Origin of the sequence: Acinetobacter soli (assembly GCF_018139125.1) — a bacterium.
Lineage (GTDB): Bacteria > Pseudomonadota > Gammaproteobacteria > Pseudomonadales > Moraxellaceae > Acinetobacter > Acinetobacter soli.
Window position 1 is genome coordinate 2,925,929 of record NZ_CP073241.1, and the last position, 19,168, is coordinate 2,945,096.

Annotated in this window: 21 protein-coding genes; 15 read left to right on the forward strand and 6 right to left on the reverse strand. The window is 44.6% G+C overall.

The annotated features are described in order from the left end of the window. Positions 1–175 precede the first annotated feature (175 nt). The gene (rpoZ, locus tag KCV09_RS13405; protein ID WP_004934284.1) at positions 176–457 is read right to left on the reverse strand and encodes a DNA-directed RNA polymerase subunit omega; all 282 of its coding nucleotides are present in this window, start codon (positions 455–457) and stop codon (positions 176–178) included. 68 nt (positions 458–525) lie between these two features. Then, positions 526–1,149 (reverse strand): guanylate kinase, encoded by a 624-nt coding sequence (gene gmk, locus KCV09_RS13410; protein ID WP_025095725.1) that lies wholly within the window; start codon positions 1,147–1,149, stop codon positions 526–528. Positions 1,150–1,284: 135 nt separating this feature from the next. Here gmk and ispH point away from each other — a divergent pair, with 135 nt between their 5' ends. The 12 genes from ispH (at position 1,285) to rplS (ending at position 12,650) form a co-directional block, all read left to right on the forward strand. Then, positions 1,285–2,235, forward strand: coding sequence for a 4-hydroxy-3-methylbut-2-enyl diphosphate reductase (ispH, locus tag KCV09_RS13415; RefSeq protein WP_004934289.1), 951 nt, complete (start codon positions 1,285–1,287; stop codon positions 2,233–2,235). Positions 2,236–2,355: 120 nt separating this feature from the next. After that, positions 2,356–2,802, forward strand: a complete 447-nt coding sequence (locus KCV09_RS13420) for a GspH/FimT family pseudopilin (protein WP_004945018.1) — start codon at positions 2,356–2,358, stop codon at positions 2,800–2,802. Further along, positions 2,799–3,335 (forward strand): type IV pilus modification protein PilV, encoded by a 537-nt coding sequence (pilV, locus tag KCV09_RS13425; RefSeq protein WP_025095723.1) that lies wholly within the window; start codon positions 2,799–2,801, stop codon positions 3,333–3,335. The genes KCV09_RS13420 and pilV overlap by 4 nt, the downstream gene beginning before the upstream one ends. Further along, positions 3,336–4,304: a PilW family protein gene (locus KCV09_RS13430; RefSeq protein WP_212515270.1), complete on the forward strand. Its 969-nt coding sequence runs from the start codon at positions 3,336–3,338 to the stop codon at positions 4,302–4,304. After that, positions 4,301–4,969, forward strand: coding sequence for a PilX N-terminal domain-containing pilus assembly protein (locus KCV09_RS13435; protein ID WP_025095721.1), 669 nt, complete (start codon positions 4,301–4,303; stop codon positions 4,967–4,969). Before KCV09_RS13430 ends, KCV09_RS13435 begins: the two co-directional genes overlap by 4 nt. A gap of 17 nt (positions 4,970–4,986) precedes the next feature. Next, positions 4,987–9,348, forward strand: coding sequence for a PilC/PilY family type IV pilus protein (locus KCV09_RS13440; protein WP_212515271.1), 4,362 nt, complete (start codon positions 4,987–4,989; stop codon positions 9,346–9,348). 65 nt (positions 9,349–9,413) lie between these two features. Continuing rightward, positions 9,414–9,887: a type IV pilin protein gene (locus KCV09_RS13445; RefSeq protein WP_212515272.1), complete on the forward strand. Its 474-nt coding sequence runs from the start codon at positions 9,414–9,416 to the stop codon at positions 9,885–9,887. Then, positions 9,887–10,321: a type IV pilin protein gene (locus tag KCV09_RS13450; RefSeq protein ID WP_212515273.1), complete on the forward strand. Its 435-nt coding sequence runs from the start codon at positions 9,887–9,889 to the stop codon at positions 10,319–10,321. The genes KCV09_RS13445 and KCV09_RS13450 overlap by 1 nt, the downstream gene beginning before the upstream one ends. Before the next feature lie 141 nt (positions 10,322–10,462). Further along, complete coding sequence (rpsP, locus tag KCV09_RS13455) at positions 10,463–10,720, forward strand: 30S ribosomal protein S16 (RefSeq protein ID WP_004934313.1); 258 nt, start codon at positions 10,463–10,465, stop codon at positions 10,718–10,720. 17 nt (positions 10,721–10,737) lie between these two features. Further along, the gene (gene rimM, locus KCV09_RS13460; RefSeq protein WP_004934317.1) at positions 10,738–11,286 is read left to right on the forward strand and encodes a ribosome maturation factor RimM; all 549 of its coding nucleotides are present in this window, start codon (positions 10,738–10,740) and stop codon (positions 11,284–11,286) included. 48 nt (positions 11,287–11,334) lie between these two features. After that, positions 11,335–12,069 (forward strand): tRNA (guanosine(37)-N1)-methyltransferase TrmD, encoded by a 735-nt coding sequence (trmD, locus tag KCV09_RS13465; protein ID WP_004934319.1) that lies wholly within the window; start codon positions 11,335–11,337, stop codon positions 12,067–12,069. Positions 12,070–12,278: 209 nt separating this feature from the next. Continuing rightward, a complete protein-coding gene (gene rplS, locus KCV09_RS13470) occupies positions 12,279–12,650 on the forward strand; it encodes a 50S ribosomal protein L19 (protein ID WP_004934323.1) in 372 nt (123 codons plus the stop codon). A gap of 66 nt (positions 12,651–12,716) precedes the next feature. Here rplS and KCV09_RS13475 read toward each other — a convergent pair whose 3' ends face one another. Further along, positions 12,717–13,688, reverse strand: a complete 972-nt coding sequence (locus KCV09_RS13475; RefSeq protein ID WP_151814893.1) for a lipase family alpha/beta hydrolase — start codon at positions 13,686–13,688, stop codon at positions 12,717–12,719. A 134-nt stretch (positions 13,689–13,822) separates the two neighbouring features. Further along, complete coding sequence (locus KCV09_RS13480; RefSeq protein ID WP_212515274.1) at positions 13,823–14,860, reverse strand: lipase secretion chaperone; 1,038 nt, start codon at positions 14,858–14,860, stop codon at positions 13,823–13,825. A gap of 148 nt (positions 14,861–15,008) precedes the next feature. On the opposite strand from KCV09_RS13480, the gene truB reads away from it, so the two are divergent. The 3 genes from truB to KCV09_RS13495 all read left to right on the forward strand — a co-directional run bounded on the left by truB (position 15,009) and on the right by KCV09_RS13495 (position 17,304). Next, complete coding sequence (gene truB, locus KCV09_RS13485; protein WP_088458891.1) at positions 15,009–15,914, forward strand: tRNA pseudouridine(55) synthase TruB; 906 nt, start codon at positions 15,009–15,011, stop codon at positions 15,912–15,914. A gap of 13 nt (positions 15,915–15,927) precedes the next feature. Next, positions 15,928–16,698, forward strand: coding sequence for a sulfite exporter TauE/SafE family protein (locus KCV09_RS13490; protein WP_151814895.1), 771 nt, complete (start codon positions 15,928–15,930; stop codon positions 16,696–16,698). Positions 16,699–16,854: 156 nt separating this feature from the next. Further along, positions 16,855–17,304 carry a hemerythrin domain-containing protein gene (locus KCV09_RS13495; protein WP_004934341.1) on the forward strand — a complete coding sequence of 150 codons (450 nt, stop codon included), beginning with the start codon at positions 16,855–16,857 and terminating at the stop codon, positions 17,302–17,304. A gap of 39 nt (positions 17,305–17,343) precedes the next feature. On the opposite strand, the gene KCV09_RS13500 is transcribed toward KCV09_RS13495, so the two are convergent. Both KCV09_RS13500 and KCV09_RS13505 read right to left on the reverse strand, forming a co-directional pair. Then, positions 17,344–18,210, reverse strand: a complete 867-nt coding sequence (locus KCV09_RS13500; RefSeq protein WP_004934342.1) for an EamA family transporter — start codon at positions 18,208–18,210, stop codon at positions 17,344–17,346. 22 nt (positions 18,211–18,232) lie between these two features. Beyond that, the gene (locus KCV09_RS13505; RefSeq protein WP_048764464.1) at positions 18,233–19,108 is read right to left on the reverse strand and encodes an EamA family transporter; all 876 of its coding nucleotides are present in this window, start codon (positions 19,106–19,108) and stop codon (positions 18,233–18,235) included. Positions 19,109–19,168 lie beyond the last annotated feature (60 nt).

Consider the following 19,168-nt stretch of genomic DNA (forward strand, 5'->3'; position numbering starts at 1 on the left):
CTTTTTTTGTTGATATTTTGATCGGTTATAGTGCCGCATCGAATTATTTGCTGATTGATTGGTTCGACTTAGCTTCAAAAGCACCGGATTATTTTCATTTTTGGGCTTTCATTTTTATATCAACTGACATAAAAAAAGCGCCAAATAATGGCGCCTTTTTGCTCTTGTCTTAAACTTATTGGAAAGAAAAACCTTCCAAGTTTAAGCTGTTTGCAGACAACGCAAGATCAAGAGAAGAAGTCTGATAGTCTTGCTCGCGCTGTTTTAAAATATCTTTAGTCACATGACCTTCTGCAATTTCACGAAGTGCAACAACGGTTGGTTTATCGTTGTCCCATTCTACAGTTGGCTCGATGCCTTGACGAGCAAGTTGACGCGCGCGCTTGCTTGCCACTAGTACAAGCTCAAAGCGGTTGTCTACATGGTCTAAACAATCTTCAACGGTTACGCGTGCCATATATGTTCTCGGTTAAGTAAATCTGACTAGACTGCGAAGTATAAAATGCTTTCAATTTATACTCAAGTTTATTCGTTGTTCGGTGTGATAAGTTGTTGAATGAGTTGTTGATGACGGTGTACCTGCTGATTCAGGGTCAGACGGTTGGCACTAATCACCGACTCTAGCTCATGCAAAGCCTTGTTAAAGTCATCATTAATAATGATATAGTCAAAGTTGACGTATTGCTGCATGTCTTCTACCGCGCAGCTTAAGCGATGCTCAATCACTTCTACGCTATCGGTTCCACGGTTAGATAAACGCTGACGTAGATCGAACTGACTTGGTGGCAAAATAAAAATTTGTTTGGATTCAGGAAAAAGTTTGCGAACCTGCTCTGCACCTTGCCAGTCAATTTCAAGTAAAACATCATGACCTTTGGCGAGCTGTTGTTTCACTGTGGTTTGTGAGGTACCGTAATAGTTACCAAAAACTTCTGCATATTCAATAAAGCCGTTTTGCTCAACTTGAGACAGAAAGTTTTCTTTGCTGGTAAAGTGGTAGTGAACGCCATCAAGTTCACCAGGTCTTTGGCCTCGTGTGGTGTGCGATACAGAAACGTGTAAATTGGTCACACGCTCTAAAAGCGCTTTGACGAGAGAAGTTTTGCCTGTTCCTGATGCAGCAGAAACGACAAACAATAGACCCGACATGATATTTTTCCTGATTATGATAAAATATCTTGGCTATTGTAGTGTACTACGGACCTAAACAAAATATAGTCCACTATAAAAGTTTATACCGACGCCAAATTTGAACGAAACATCTAGCGAATAATTGAGGATTCTATGGAAATTGTGTTGGCAAATCCACGTGGTTTTTGCGCAGGTGTTGACCGCGCCATAGCAATCGTAAATCGTGCACTTGAATGTTTTAATCCGCCTATTTATGTTCGCCACGAGGTGGTACATAACAAATTTGTGGTCGATGATCTGCGTCAGCGTGGTGCTATTTTTGTCGATGAACTCGATCAGGTACCTGACGACTCAATCGTCATTTTCAGTGCGCACGGTGTGTCAAAGGCCGTACAGCAAGAGGCTGAGCGTCGTGGTTTAAAAGTGTTTGATGCCACTTGTCCATTGGTCACCAAAGTGCATATTGAAGTAACCAAATATGCGCGTGAAGGTACTGAGGCCATTTTAATTGGACACGAAGGCCATCCTGAAGTCGAAGGAACTATGGGTCAGTACGATAAAACCAAAGGCGGTCATATCTATCTGGTTGAAGATGAAGCGGATGTTGAAGCACTGGCGGTTCGCCATCCAGACAAGCTGGCTTTTGTTACCCAAACGACTTTGTCAATTGATGATACTGCCAAAGTGATTGATGCACTGCGCAGCAAATTTCCCCAGATTCAGGGGCCGCGTAAAGATGATATCTGTTATGCCACTCAAAACCGTCAAGATGCGGTTCGTGATCTGGCCAATCGCTGCGATGTGGTCTTGGTGGTCGGATCGCCTAATTCATCTAACTCCAATCGTCTGCGTGAATTAGCAGAGCGCATGGGCAAGGCGGCGTACTTGGTCGATAACGCGGATCAGCTTGAGCAACAATGGTTTGAGGGTGTCGATAAAATTGGTGTGACTGCTGGTGCATCCGCACCTGAAATTTTAATCAAGCAAGTGATTCAGCGCTTGCAAGATTGGGGGGCAGATGCACCTAAGGAATTAGAAGGGCGCGAAGAAAATATTACCTTTAGCTTGCCTAAAGAATTACGTATTCATGTTACCCAAGCTTAAACCTGAATTGTTTTAAAAAAGCGGATGAGTGTCACTCATCCGCTTTTTTATGCCCTTAATCTTGATTGTATGGGTTGTGTAAAAAAATAAGTTAAGCTAGGCACTAGGGGGAGTGACGATATGCAAAAAATGAAAGGATTTACCCTCATCGAACTCATTATAACCATAACTGTTTTGGCAATATTGGCCACAATCGCAGTGCCATCATTTAACAGCTTGCTCAATAGGCAAAAGCTGAATGCCTCGGCGCGTGAATTAATGTCGAAATTGGTCGAGGCACGCACTCAAGCTCTGACTATTCGCCAGACCACGGGCGTATGCGTCAGCACCGTGACTAATTGTGAAAAGAATCCTCCGATTTCAAATATAGATAAGAATCGCATTTTTGTTGCGCAGCTCGATAAGGAAGTCACTCTTGCATCTGGTTCAGCCACACAACTGATTTTTCGTGTAGAAGGAATTCCAGTTGCGAGTAGCAAATTTTCATTACAGCGCCAAGGCGTTGCACGTTGTATCGAAGTCGGTGTAACAGGAGACACCACTTACAAAGAAGGAGCGTGCACATGAAGCTTGCAGGGCCTCAACGTGGTGTCGGTATAGTGGAAGTGATGGTGGCGTTGTTGCTACTGGCCATCGGTGTGCTTGGATTTACAGCGCTTCAGTTGCGTGCGGTGAGTGCCAGTATGGAAGCAGGCAATCAAGTGGCTGCGCTCAATATTGCACGAGACCTAACCGAGCGTATGCGTGCCAACCCTCAAGCCACACAATGTAAGCTGTATCACACAGAAGGTTCTATTAACAGCTCAACAAAGGCCTATACCAAAGCCTCTAACTGCGCCACAACTGTGAGTAGTCAGGCCAGTGCCCAAGCCACCAGTGATTTACAATATATTTATAACCAAACCACAAATTCAGGTATGAGCGTTATTGTGAATACCTGCCCCAATGCCAGCAATGCAGGAACAAATTTGGGGCGTCAATGCATTTATGTGGCATGGGATAAAACCGCACAAAGTTTTAGCAGTTCAGAGACATGCTACAAAAATGGTGCCACCAGTTATGAGCGCAATGCGACGTGTATTTTTCTGGAGGCCTATTAAATGACCCGATTACATCAGGCCGGATTTACACTAATTGAACTGATGGTAGCCATTACGCTGGGGCTTTTGATTACAGCGGCAGCCATTCAGCTGTACCTCACCAGTATCACCAGTTTTAATGTGCAAAAAGCCATGTCGAATATTCAAGACAGTGCCAGTTTTGGGGTGAACTATATTTTAGATGATGTTCGAAAGGCAAACTTGAGCGCATCATCTGCATATATCAACGATCAACAAGCAAATGCGGGATTGCTTCTGACTGCAAGTAACGTCAGTGATCAAGTGAGTGGAAAATACTTATTAACGCTTGCCGAGACGGCACTGACCAAAAGCGCAGTTGGAGACAGTAATGTCGATCAAAAAAGTGATCAGCTTACGATTCGTTATCAGGCAACGCAAAGCGACTATGACTGTACCGGCAAAACCCTTGCCGCAGGTACCTATGTGGCTCAGCGATATTTTGTTGGTAGTGACAAAGCGTTGCGCTGTGTGGCCGATCAATATATGCGAAATGGAAACACGATAACCGCAGTAGATGGCAAGCCAAAAACCACACTGGATTTGTCTGGCGCGGGGCAAATTATTATTCCCTCGGTCGATTATATGCGCATTAAAGTGGGTTATGTGAAAGGCGCTTTGAATAATCCAACAGCGCTCAATTACGTGTCTGTGGCAGATTATCTCGACACCGCAAAAACACCCGCAATGACCAAAAATATTGATGGTATCTCACAGCAAATCAAGCCATACATCAATGTGATTCAAATTGGCTTACTGGTGCAGTCAAATGAAACAGCAGGCAATGATGTAAACGTTAGAAATCGTAATAAAAAGACTTTTGATGTGTTGGGGCAGTCGGTTGCATTAAACAGTACAAATCAAGATACACGATTGCGTCAGGTAGTGACTCAGACCATTTCATTAAGAAATGCCATGGGTTGGGTGGAAGAGGGGTATGTCACACAATGAAAACCAATCAACAAGGTGCAACCCTGATCGTGGTGCTGATGATTTTACTCTTGATCATGGTGGTGGGAACTTTGGCCATCCGACAAAGTGTCAGCTCGCTCAAAATGGTTGCAAATAATCAGATTCAGGCTTTATTGCTACAAAATTCGGATGCTGCCCTGATGTATTTCCAAAATCCTGTGAATACTAGCACCTTGGCTTCTGCAAATGGTGTCGTTAATTATTTTCGTAATGTCGGTAATCTTAATCAGGAAATGGTGAGCTGCTTTAATAAGACAGCGCCGTTTGTGATGAGCAATATGGGTGTGGTCAATAGTTCAGGCACGGTCGATAACCAAGCCTCATGTAAAAGTACCGATGCTGCGGGTGGGCGCACGCAGGTGGTCACACAGGTGTATATCAAAAAGGCAGCATCATCGGACAATCAGCCATTTGCTGACTATGCGCGTGGTACCGATATTACCACTGCAAAAACGGAAAGCAGTTTACGCCTACAACTGACTTCAGTTTCTGTCATGACCGGATTTTCATCTGCCGAAGATATCAATACCTGTTTGAATAAATCGGCCAGCAGTGCCATCAGTTGTTTGAGTCAGAAGCAGGCCTTGTTTAATTCACAAGTGGCCGAGTATCGCTTCTTATCTGACTTTGAGCCACCTAAGTAGGTCAAGGGAGAACAATCATGAAAAACAAGAAATCTAAAAGATTTAATCCCTTACTAGGTACCGCTACACCTCAGCATCATCGGATGCTGTGTACAGCTATGATGAGCGTTTCACTGATAATTGCATGCAACGCTCAGGCCAGTGATGTCGAGGTTTATCATCAAGGAGCACAATTTGATAAGCGTTTAATGCTGATGGTCGATCAGTCCCGCACCATGGGGGGAGCAGGAGCACTCGATTTATTAAAAGAATATCCTATTTGTGTGGGGAAAGGTGTCTCTAATATTTTAGGTTCAGGGGGTGGGCTGGGGCTGCTAGGCGATAAAGATGCGCTTGAGTTGGTCACCAATACCGTAGGTGCAGTCGATCAGGTGGCTTTACAGGGCTTACTGGGCGGGAGTCTGGATCCGCTGTTAAAGATCACCACAGAGTCACCGAGCAGTAAATACAACTATGCACGTAATTACTGTACCGTAGTCACCACAGATTTGGTGGTAAAAACACTCGATGGCTTATTAAAACCGCTGCTGGGTGCAACCGGGCTAGACGCCAAAAGTTATATCGAAAATACCTGTGATTTTCAGGCCAATGTTAAACTGCTGAACAGTGTTTCTGCGGTGGGTGTATATCGATGCTATGACAAACTTTCGCGGGTCAAAAATGCCTTAACGGACGTATTGCTTGGAAATAGTAGTACAGGGCTCAAACCTCTGCCAGACAATGTCAGTGTCGGGATATCGGTCATGCCGGTTGATGTTATGACCAATGATCGTGCGGGACGTATTTTGGCGCCTGCTTGTAAGCTGTCGACCACTCGAGCCAGTGATACCAATTTCCGTTGTTTTGAAAAGACCTACTCAGGGAGTGCCACCACGTATCGTAACTATCTAGTCGAAAAAATTGCAGGAAATATTCAGTCCAAAGGCGATTTTAATCTACAAAATGTATTGGTTATTGTGCCGAAACTGATTGCAGCGTTGGTGGGTGATATCTTTAGTAAACTCTGGAGCATTCTTTCAAATCCAGTAAAAGGTTTGTCTGAGTTATTAGAATTTAAGGGTACAGCCAGCACCGTCAATGATTTACTCAAAACTCTTGGACTCGCAGGGAATGTTCCAACCGCCAGTACCTATGCAGAGACGGGTGCCTATTTAATGGGAACCACTACCAAGGGTACTGGTGCTAGACAAATAGCAATGAGAATTATTCCAGTAAAAATTCTATTTCTTCCACTATTAGGCTGGTACGATTATAAATGTGATAAATACGGAACAGATAGCTGGCAATCTGATGGTGTAACGTGTAAGGATGATGCTTGGCAGTATAAGTCTGGTGGAATATCAACAACTAATCTTATACAGGTAAATGATGATCTGGTCAGCTCCCTTATCAGTGATGGAGTGGTAGGGGGGCTTTTAAATGGTGTGGTTGGTAACATCTTGGGAATCAAGGTCTCAGAGAAACATCTCTACTATGGCTATGATTCACAAGCTGATATTGAATATAGCGGCTTTAGTAACTCGGTCGATTCCAGCAAACGTTCTACTACATTTTATCGCGCACCGACAGACACACCGCAATGTAATGCTAACGGTATTATGGTGATTACTGGTGGCGTACCAAATATCACCCCAACGGTTACCGATGCACTGCTTAAGCAAGGCGCGGAAGGGCTGGGCACACAAAATGCGATTGAGCGTTTGATGGGTCGTTCACTCAATACTTCGGCCACAGACTTGTCGAAGCTCGACCTCAGTAACGTTTTTCAGTGTGATGCATCGGCAGGATTAAAATCGACCACTTTAAGTAGCCGTGATTATGCCACGTGGAGCTGCATTGGTAATTACACCAAAAAGCTACTCGATAAAAATATCACCACGGGTGTGATTGGCGTTGGGCGTGAATTTACCACGATTCCAAGCACTACAGATTCAGCCCAGCTTGAAGCATCTATGACGGGTGTAAATAATTCGCTATTGGGTCAGATTGTTCCGAATTTATTAAAGGACACCTTAAACGTATTGCTTGGTGGTACGTTGGTGAATGGTTTAACCAGTTTGCTTGGCAATGTATTTCCAACCGATGCCGAGGATGTCAAAAATCTGGCACGGTGGGGCGTACTGGGTAAAGGGGGCTGGTATAACTCAGCCAGCTCAGAAAATATTGCCAACAGTATTTATAACTTTTATGCCAATTTGGGCATTAGTAATCGGGAAACCTTTTTAGGCGTACCTGTGGTGCCAACAGATCCACTTACCCCATACAATCTTGATAACTATGTTTTTCAAAACATGTTTGTTCCCGACGACAAACAAACTTGGTTTGGGAATGTAAAAAAATATTTGGCCGATACAGGTGAAACCATACAGACCAAAACCATCACCGATGTCTGGAGTAATAGCAACATACAATCCACCAAAACCAGTATTTTAACGGGTGGGTTTGCAGACAAATTACCTACAGCGACCAGTAGCAGTGCATCTAGCCGGCAGTTATACGTGAATCGCGCGTGTATCACGAAAGATAAAAAATATGATGTTTCCGCTTCAATTGGGCTGATTGGAAACGACTACTATACCAAGCTCTGCGAAAGTCAAAGTAAAGACCCGCGTCGTAGCGATTTGATGAACCTGCTGGGCTATCAAATTCAAACCACCAATAATCAAGAAAGTCTGATTGCCAAACCTGAATATAAAAAAGTCGGGATGGTGCTTCATTCATCGCCAATCAAAATTACCCAGTCGGCTACCATCAAAAATGATGGTTCATTGACACGTGATGATTATTTGGTATTTGGTACCGTGCAAGGGCTTTTACATGTGGTCAATGCCAGTACAGGTGTAGAAAAATTTGCATTTTTACCCAATGAGCTACTTGAAAATGCCAAGCAGCGTAAAGCCTTTACAGGTACAAATCTTGAGGGACACGACAACTTTAACAATATGCAATACGGCATTGATGCGCCGTGGACCGCCTACAGTGAATACGTGTGGAACACTAAAGATGGCAAACTCACTGTTGGTAAGTCGGCCACAGATGCAACCTGTATAAAAGATGGCGTCTCGACGGGCGCTTGCGGTAAGCAATACCTTTATGGTGGATTACGTATGGGTGGACGCAGTTATTATGCCTTGGATTTGAGCCTATGGGATGATCAAACCAAACCAAGCTTAAAGTTCTATATTGATCCTGCTTCTGGCAAAGTTTATTCATCGACCACTCCAGAAGGAAAAAGCTTCGATGCCATCAAGTACATGGGGCAAAGCTGGTCGAAACCAACCGTGGCATGGGTGAACTGGCAGGGCAAACGCAAATTGGTCATGTTTGTGGGTGGTGGCTACGATGCAGGTGGAACCGATGGTAATGCCAATAATGGCGGATACGAACAGGTCAGTTACGCTCAGAGCAATAAGATTGGTTCGGGTGTGTACATGTTTGATGCCGAAAATGGCGATCTGCTCTGGTGGGCCAGCAATTTGGCCACCACAGCCAATACCGGTGCCACCATGGCCCTGAAAACCAACATGCAATATAGCGTCGTCAGCCGGATCAATGCAGTAGATCGAAATGGTGATGGTCTGGTCGATCATTTGTACTTTGGTGATTTGGGCGGACAACTCTGGCGTGTCGATATTAATAACGGCAGTAATCCTCAACAGTTTGCACAGGCAGCACAGTTACTCGATCTGCAAAACAATAAACCAAGTGATTTAACCGATGCCAATTTACGTTTTTATGAAGCACCTATTTTTAGTGTGTATGGATATGGCGCCAATTCACTTGCTGTGTTGAGTATTGCAACCACTAACCGCAGTTTACCGATTAGTGATCAAAGTGCCGGGGTGGTATTTAATCTTTTCGACAACGATGTCACACAGGTGAGTTTTAGCACCCGTGATATGGCAGCAAACAATAAAAATTTAGTCGCTTATGCACAATTGCCAAAATATGGGGAGCTGACCATGGTCAATCGTCCGCAATATGGTTGGTATGCCAAATTAAGCAACCAGCAAAAGGTGATGGATGAACCTGTGGTCATCAATAAAAACCTGTATGTGAGTATTTTTGATCCGATTGCACAAGAAGGACGTGTGGCAGATTGCTCAATTGGTGTGCAAGGTTTGAGTAGTGTCCGTCGCTTTTGTCTGCCATATGGTGTGTGCGAAAAGTCGGCTGACCTGACAACAACACTTAAACTTGGAAAAGGCATTTTACCCGTGACGATTGGCGCTGGTACCACCAGCAATGGCGTAACGACCCGACAAATCTTGGGGGGAAGTTCAACCGATCGTGACTCGACCAAAGATGTGCTCTCAAGTACCCAAACCACGCGGCGTCAAATTGTGCCATTAAAATGGTATGAACAGTACACCCCTTAAATGCAGATTGCCTCACATCTCTTTATGGGGATGTGAGCTGTCATCATCCAATCAGGAGCGCATCTATGTCGCGTAGCACGCAAGGGTTTACCTTAATTGAGCTGATGGTGGTCGTGGTCATGATTGCCATTGTTGCCACCATTGCGATTCCGAATTATCAGGAATACGTCCGTCGCTCTAATCTGGCAGCGGCACAGCAAGAAATGCAGAAAATTGCAGCCTTGCTAGAACGACATCGTTCACGTAACTTTAGTTATTCAGGCTTTGCCTTAAAAGGAACAGCCGACAGTAAAGGGCCTTATTACGATGTCGCGAATGCGAGCGATACCGCTTTACTATTGCCATTAAACAGTAGCAGTGGGTCGCAAAAATACACATTAGATCTGAGTTTAAATACACAGGATTGGGCAATTAAAGCCAGTAGTGCCGATTCAAATAATTACTCGCTGCTTCTGACCAGTACTGGGTTTCGCTGCAAAAATAAAACAACAAACAATATCGATTTTACGACCTGCGGTACAGGTTCGGAGACATGGTGATGCAAGCAAAGAAAGGATTTACCTTAATTGAGCTGATGATTGTGGTGGCAGTCATTGGGATTCTGGCGGCAATTGCCTATCCGAGTTATCAGAATTATAAAATACGAGTGAATCGCGGTGAGGTTCAGGCCGAGTTGATTCGTGTGGCGCAGCAATTACAAAGTTATAAAGTGGTGAATCGGAGTTATGCCAATGCTTCACTCAGCGGTTTGGGTATTACATCGAATTTTCCGGCTACAGGAACAGCATTTTATACATTAGGATTAACGCTCGATACTGATAATCAGGGCTATGTGCTGACGGCAACACCCAATGCATCAACGATGCAGGCCGGAAATGGTATTGTATGTTTGAATCAGGATGGACAAAAGTACTGGGCCAAAGGCAGCAGCAGTTGCAGCTTGAGTAGCGCCTCGGACTGGGATGGAAAATAAATTCAAAACTATGGATAAGTCAAAATTTAATCTTTCATTCGTTTGCGATTTGACGTAGAATACTGCCCTCTATGAAAGGGGTTTGAAGTGTTGCCGATGGTCGGCGCAGGGATAATCCGTAAGAATTATAAGGCTTTTATCATGGTAGTTATTCGTCTTGCACGCGGTGGCGCAAAAAAACGTCCATTCTATCAAATCGTTGTTACGGATAGCCGTAATGCACGTGATGGTCGTTTCATCGAACGTATTGGTTTCTTCAACCCGACTGCTCAAGGTCAAGCTGAGAAACTACGTTTAGATGCTGATCGTTTTGCTCACTGGGTATCTCAAGGTGCTCAACCATCTGAGCGTGTTGCTTCTTTGGCTGCTCAAGCTAAAAAAGCTACAACTGCTGCATAATTTGTAGTAGGTAGCCCATGACACCAACACAGAATGTACCTGAAGATCGTCTTCAGATTGGACAGTTACGTTCCGCTTATGGATTAAATGGGTGGCTCTGGGTGTATTCCAATACAGAACCTATGAGCAACATGTTTGACTACCTGCCTTGGTACATTCAGACCAAAGCAGGTTGGCAAACTGTCGATGTAAAACGTTGGAAGCCACATGGCAAAGGGCTGGTTGTTTCGCTGAAAAATGTCAGTGACCGTACAGCAGCAGATAACCTTGTGGGTGCCACCATCTGGATTTCAAAATCACAACTTCCGAAAGCAGATGTAGACGAGTACTACTGGTCAGATTTAAAAGGCCTGACAGTACTGGGTCTGGATGAAGAAGAGCATGAAGTGAATTTAGGTCAAATCCATGAGTTATTTGAAACCGGTGCCAATGATGTCATGGTCGTACGTGCGACTGCGGACAGTGTGGATGCTGAAGAACGAATGATTCCATGGCATAAAGATGTGGTACAACGTGTCGATCTGCAAGCAGGTCGAATTTACGTCAATTGGGGCGTAGATTACTAAAATCGTGGGCTTAGCCACAAACGCAGTTGGAAAATATAGGAGTCTGCGATGTTTTTTGCAGTCATAACACTTTTTCCAGAAATGTTTGATGCAATTACGGCTTACGGAATTAGTGGACGCGCAACCAAGCGTCAGATTGCAAAAGTCACTTGCATCAACCCACGTGATTTTGCACAGGGTAATTACAAACGAGTGGATGAACGTCCATTTGGTGGAGGCCCTGGCATGGTAATGATGGCCGAGCCACTGGCAAAAGCAATTACCCATGCAAAAGCGCTTGCCATGCAAGCAGGCTGTCAACATGCACCTGTAGTGTACATGTCGCCACAAGGCAAAACCTTAAATGAAACCGCCGTGCAGCAGTTCGTTCATTATGATGGATTGATTGTGCTTTGCGGACGTTATGAAGGGGTCGATGAGCGACTGATTCAACACTATGTCGATCAGGAATGGTCGATTGGTGACTATGTCCTGTCAGGCGGTGAGTTGCCAGCAATGGTACTCCTCGATAGCATCATTCGGCGTTTGCCCGATGCAATGTCTGACGAACAGTCACATGTACAAGATTCTTTTGTGGATGGTTTACTCGATTGCCCACAATATACCAAGCCTGATCATTTTGAAGGGCTAGATGTACCCGAGGTACTTAAATCGGGGCATCATGCCAATATTGAAAAATGGCGGTTTTTGCAGCGTTACCAACGTACACTTGAGCGCCGACCAGAGCTGGTTGAGCACGTCGAGTTGAGTGCGCAGCAAAAAAAATGGCTAAAAGATAAGTAAGGACAGCCAAGTCAAGTGTGAGTTTGTCCTTGCACCCCACGAGAAGCCATGCTTCGAGTTACTGCTTAAACATTGTTTAAGCTGAATAATAGGCTCTTTAAGGTAATGTTGCTTTAAAGGGAAAGTTAAACAGGGTGATATGCGCTTTAGCCTCTATCCCCAGCGGCGTCAGAGACCTCTTCTCGCCCGCACATATTGGAGATTCCACAATGAGTGGTAAACATCCTTTAGTTCAAGCTGTTGAAAATGCACAGTTGAAATCTGATATCCCTGCTTTTGCTCCTGGTGACACTGTTGTTGTCCAAGTTAAAGTAAAAGAGGGTGACCGTGAGCGTCTTCAGGCATTTGAAGGTGTTGTAATCGCGAAGAAAAACCGTGGTTTAAACTCTGCATTCACAGTACGTAAAATTTCTAGCGGTGTTGGTGTTGAGCGTGTTTTCCAAACTCACTCACCAGTTGTTGCTAAAATTGAAGTGAAACGTCGTGGTGACGTACGTCGTGCTAAACTTTACTACCTACGCGAGTTGTCTGGTAAAGCTGCACGTATTCGTGAAAAATTGCCAGCACGCAAACAAGGTTAATCTTAACGTTGTATGCTTGCAAAAAAATGCGCCCATTGGGCGCATTTTTTATGTTTGAAATTTAATTTATAAGCCTTGCAGTTTGAGACGATTGGCATGTTGACGGAAAATCGATACTGGATCTTGAGCAAAGACCGAGCGAAGCCCAAGTACCTGATTTACTTCATCCAGATGATTCAACACGTAATTGTCGCGTATGACTGTACCAATATGGCTACTACAGGCCGGTACCAGGCCATCATTATTCTGGCCACTAAACACACTGGTAAGGCCAAGTAGGTAATCGGTTGGATCAACAGGGTTGGTTAAAACACTGGCGCCACTCCATGAATAATATTGAATACCATTGACCTTGGCTGCGCCCTGTCCGCAAGCTGTTGTGGGTACACCAGCAGAAAAAGTGGCATTAAACTTATTGGCGCCTTCGGTCGAGAGGCTATAGGCTGCACCAAGTGAATCCATCGGATACTGGCGTGGATCGTCGAGTTGACCAATGGTAATGAAGTTGGTGGCTGCATTGACCAGTGTTGCAATCGGTGCTTCAAGTACCGTTCCAGCTAAGGATTTATAAATTAAATCGGCCAGAGGTGCTCCTTTTGCAGGCCCGCCCACAGTAGACACCGAAGCGACTCGATCCGGCAGTACCCCTGCCACATAGCGAACCGATTGTGAACCATGGCTATGGCCAATCAGATTAACCTTTTGCGCACCGGTAATGGCTAAAATATCTTGTACTTCGGCCAGTAACTGTTCACCACGAACTTCGGAGGTATTAGCAGCTGATTGGCGCGTGGTCCAGACATTTGCCCCGTTTTTAGCTAAATCCTGCGGAATCTGATACCAATAATCCAGACCAAAGGCTTCTGTACCCAGTTTATTAAAACCAAATAAGCCATGTGCCAGTACAATTGGATACTTGGTCTGGGCATAGCTTGAAATGACAAAGGATGTCTTGGCATTTTGAATAGCTGCAGAACTGGCCAGAACCGGCTGAGCCAATACCATTAAAATACCACTGAGTAATAATTTAACTTTCATTGAAATGTTCCCTGCATTTATTTTTTCTGGATTTGAATCTGCTAATGATGTTCAAATCGGATGTTATGTCCTTGTTAACAAAAATTATTTTTAGTGTGGCTCAACTCCTTTTGCTTAGATGATCAAATTGTGAATTATTCTGTAAGTGGCAAGCGCTGACCACGATCTTTCGCGGCTTCAAAGGTTTGAATACGCACTTGATCTTGCTGGCGACTAAAAGTGGAATTGCGAAGTGATTCGATGGCTTTTTGCTTGGCGCTGTCGCTCATAGAGCTGTCTAAAATGCTTTGACGCGCATCAAGATATTGGGTCACGGTGGCTTTCCACGCTGTACGCTGTGTATCGAGATTTTCTAAACGAGTAGTGGCTTCGGGGCCAACCAGTTGGGTTCGCATATCGTGTAATTCTTGTGCTGAGCCACCTTTACGTTTTATGGAGGCAGTTAGCTGACGTAAATCATCGAGTGTTGAAAGCTGTTCCAGATTGGCTTTCCAGTCTGTAGGTAACTGATCAAACAGTGCCCGCAGTTGCTTGGCCTTTTCTACATCGCTCAGTGCATTGTTATTTAAAATGCGCATACGATTAAGCGTGTACTGATTATAAAGATCTTCTGAGCCAAATAAGCCTTCAATCTCGGGGGCAGAAAAGAAACGCTGCCGAAGTGCCATGCGCGATGCAAAAACACTTTGGAAGTAAGCCAGCTCATTTTTAGGGCCAGCAGGTTCAGGTAGGGTGCCCAGAGCCTCCCGATATTTTAAGTAGCGTTGCCACAAGTCCGTGGTCTGGCTTAAAGCAGGATCGGTTAAACTCGCGGCGAGGTAGGCTTTAAAATCCTGATCAATTTGGGCTATGGATTTTTCACCATATTGTGTTAGGAAATATTCAAAGCAATTGCGCGTTTGCTCATTGACCACCAACCGATTCGATCCATCACGTTTGAGCTGACAATTGATCTCGGTATCGCGTTGGCTGGTGCTGCTAAAGGGCATTGGAGTGTTGGCAGCATTTTGTGCAGAAGGATGCACAGCACTTGCTGCCGACAATTGCGTTGCAGTCACATCACTGCGCTGTGCCGATGAAGCCGCAGGCCTTAACCACATCACCAGTAAGGTCACCAAGACCACCAAACCGAGGACACCTGTCCAGATATAAATTTTTTTCGATCCTTGCATACAACATTCCAAACCGCACTTATTTTTATTCGATGATGATGTTAATCAATCTCACTAAAAAAATAGCATATCTCTGGCGAAATAATTAAAAAACGGATGAACGGATTTGATACCATGGCGGCTGATTTTATTGACACACAGTACGATTATGACCGCAGATTCTCGTAAGCCATCCAAACGTCCAATTAGTGGAGTATTTTTACTGAACAAACCGCTAGGTCTGAGTTCAAATGGTGTCTTACAGAAAGTTCGCTGGCTATTTCGTGCACAAAAAGCCGGGCATACGGGCGCGCTTGATCCGCTTGCTACCGGACTTTTACCGATTTGTTTAGGTGAAGCGACCAAGTTTTCGCATTATTTACTCGATTCAACCAAGCGCTATCAAACCGTGGTCAAGTTGGGTCAAACCACCACGACAGGTGATGTTGAGGGTGACATTGTCCAGACTCGCCCTGTACCTGTATTGACACGTGACCTCATCGAAACGGTATTGGCGCAGTTTCGCGGTGAGATCCAGCAGATTCCCCCAATGTATTCGGCGCTCAAGCGTGACGGTCGTCCCTTGTATGAGCTAGCGCGTAAAGGGGTCGAAATTGAACGTGAAGCACGACCGATCACGATTTATGATTTAAGCTTGATCGATTTTAATGCCGATAGTCTCACGCTGGATGTGACTTGTTCCAAAGGTACTTATATTCGTGTATTGGGTGAAGACATTGGTGAAGCACTCGGTTGTGGTGGGCATTTAAAAGCATTACACCGAACTCAGACTGGCCATTTTGATTTAATTCCAGAATACACGCTTGAATATTTAGAACAGCTCAATGAATCTGAGCGTGATGTGCTATTATTGCCGCCCTATGCACCAGTTGAATATTTACCAAAGGTTCAAATTCCGGACGGTCGCCTGAAATTTTTCTGCAACGGGCAAGAAAGCAATATCGATCATGATGCAGCGTCAGAAGTATTGGTGTTTGATGGCGAAAGATGTCTAGGACTCGCTGAAATTACAGATAAAAAAAGATTGGTGCCGAAACGTATTTTAAATTTATAAGGCATAACCTCAGATGGAAATTGAAGTTCTACTCAGCTTAATCTTTTTTGCGTTTTGTGCAGGTGCAATCGATGCGGCTGTTGGGGGAGGTGGGTTGATTCAGATTCCCGCCATCATGAGCACATTTCCGCAAATGTCGCCAGCAACGGTGATTGGTACCAATAAATTATCATCGATTTTTGGTACAGCATCAGCAGCCTATACCTTTGTTCGCAAGGTCAAACTTCAATGGAAATTACTGGCAGTGATTGCTGTATGTGCATTGATCAGCTCGTTTCTGGGCGCTGCTTGTCTGTCCTTGATTCCACAATCGTTTCTACGACCATTTGTGTTTGTGATGCTGATCGTGATTGCAGTATATACCTTGCTCAAGAAAAATTTTGGGCAGGTGCATTCTGAAATCTCGATTACCCCCAAACTCCTGATGCTTGCAGCAATTGGCAGTTTACTGATTGGCTTTTATGACGGTATTTTTGGCCCAGGAACGGGCAGTTTCTTCATCTTCTTTTTTATTCGTTTTCTAAATGTTGATTTTTTACATGCCTCTGCCTTGTCTAAAATTGGTAATTTTATGACCAATCTGGCAGCACTGAGCTTTTTGGCACCCACAGGTCATGTCATTTTTCAAATTGGTCTGATGATGGCCGTTGCCAACGTGATTGGTTCGGTGGTCGGTGTTCGTGTGGCCTTGAAATATGGCAGTGGCTTTGTCCGGATTATCTTTTTAATTCTGGTATCTGTCTTGATTTGCCGTATTGGTTATCAAATGTTTGTGACAGGATAAATTCGGCTACAACGTTTTTGATACACAGCACTGACACGAAGTATTCAATTTAGTTTCAAAATTCGACATACACTCTAAGAGCAACTTGATGCGCAGGTTGCTCTTTTTTTTTCTTGTTTAGCCAAAATTATAAATAGCCAGAATAGGAAATATGACATGAATATTTTTGAAGCCTTACGTGAAAGCCACGACCAACAGCGTCACTTGTCTGAACAACTGGTTCAAACCAGTGGGGATAGCGATGAGCGCCAACAACTGTTTGATGCACTGAAAAATGAACTGTATGCACACTCGGTGGCAGAAGACCGCTATTTGTATATTCCACTGATGTTTAACGATACCGGTCTGGATATTACACGCCATGCTCTGGCCGAGCACCACGAAATGGATGAAATGGTCGAAGAGTTAGAACAAACCGATATGAGCAGTCCAAGCTGGATTGCAACGGCGAAAAAACTGGCCGACAAAGTACATCATCATTTAAAAGAAGAAGAACACAAGTTTTTTCAGCAGGCCGGTAAAATTCTCGACGATGCTGAAAAAGAGAAACTGGGCAAGCAATATTTGAACGAGTATGCCAAGTACAAAAAAACAGCGTCTGTGTAACCTGTCTACTTGGTCTGTAACTGTGCGATCTTGCACTATTTAGGTAGCAAGATCGACTTTCTTTTTAAAGGTTACGCCAATCGAGGCCAAAATGACACAGCCCAATGCCAGCCACTGCAATGCGGTAATTTGCTCATGTAACAAGATCAGTCCAGCCAGTGCTGCCAGTGCCGGTGACAGGCTCGATAAAGTGCCATAGCTGAGCTTGGTTAAGCGCTGGAGGGCAAACAGATCTAAAGCATAGGGAATAACAGTTGCCAGTACTGCAATTAACAGTGCTTTAGGCCAAAATGCTGGCTGAAGCAGATGTTGTGGCTGATGTATGAGCCCCACGGGAAGTAGCACTACGGCAGAGAGGGTAATGGCAATGGTTAAGGCGTGCATGCCAATATTTTGCCGAACCACTTTATGACCAAAATAAATATAAAATGCCCAGCACAGCCCCGCACTCAAAGCAAACACTGCACCTAACAATGAAAAATTGGCCTGTGCTGCATCTTGCCAAGGTACCATCAGGGCAATCCCTAAAATTGCAAACAAAACCCAGATCGAATCACTACGCTGCTGGATCGACAGCAAGGCCAAACCCAGTGGCCCAATAAACTCAAGCCCCACCGCAATACCTTGCGGCAATTTGCCCAGCGACATATAAAACAGGACGTTCATTAAGGCCAGTGCTGCGCTATAACACAGTAAATCGCGCCAAGCGAGTACTGGCAGCTTACGCAAGATTTTCCATGAGCGAAACATGATAAACACCAGAATCGATGCGAAACATAAACGCAAAATGGTCACACTCAAAGGATCAAGTACGGCAATCAGCTGTTTGGCAAATGAGGCACTGATTTGATAACAGGTCATGGACAGCAGCATTGCAATCACGGCGATCAGCGTTGAATTGGGCATAAAGAGATCCAGTTTAAATGATTTAATCCTGCATTTTTCGGGCACGTTGAGTGGTGAGGGTGCAACCGACCGATGCTGTGATAATGGTCGCCAAGGCCAACCACTGATTCCAAAGCAGTATTTCACCCAGAAAAATAAATCCCGAAAATGCGGCAACTGCAGGTTCGAGGCTCATTAGAGTTCCAAAGCTTAATGGCGTTAAACGCTTCAAGGCCAGCATTTCCAGTGAAAAGGGTAAAGCGCTGGCCAAGATGGCCAGAATAATAAATAGAAAAAGATTTGGAAACTCAAACACCTGACCAATATTTCCGCTGAGCAAGGCAAAGGGCAATAAAATCAGTGCGCCAACCGTCATTCCCAAAAATACAGTATGATTTCCCGAAACACCTGAAGGTTTTTGGCCCGCAATAATATATAACGCCCAGCAGGCGCCAGCCGCGAGTGCCAGTACAATGCCCAAGCTGTCTAAGCCATGCTGTGCTTGACCAAAAGGAAACAGCAAAATCAGGCCCAGAATGGCACACCCCACCCAGAGCAGATCGTATCTTTGCCGTGCGTAAAACAGGGCCACGCTTAATGGCCCAATAAACTCAAAAGCCACGGCAATACCTAGTGGTAGGCGCTGGAGTGACAAATAAAACAGCGCATTCATTCCGGCCAGTGCTATGCCATAACTGATAATTGCCCGCCAGCGAATTTGCCCCCAGTTGATGGTCCATGCTTTAAAAATAACCGATAAAATAAGCGCCCCGAAGCATAAACGCATTGCAGAAACGGTCAGTGCTGGATACTGTGCAAACAGCATTTTGGCCAACGAGCCACTACTTTGCACACTAATCATCGCAATCAAGAGGACCAAGAGTGCGTGTAGATGAGATTTGGAATCAGATAAAGACATTTTTAATGTTTGGTATATTTTTGCCGATCATAATCGATCTACACGTAAAAAAGCCACAGG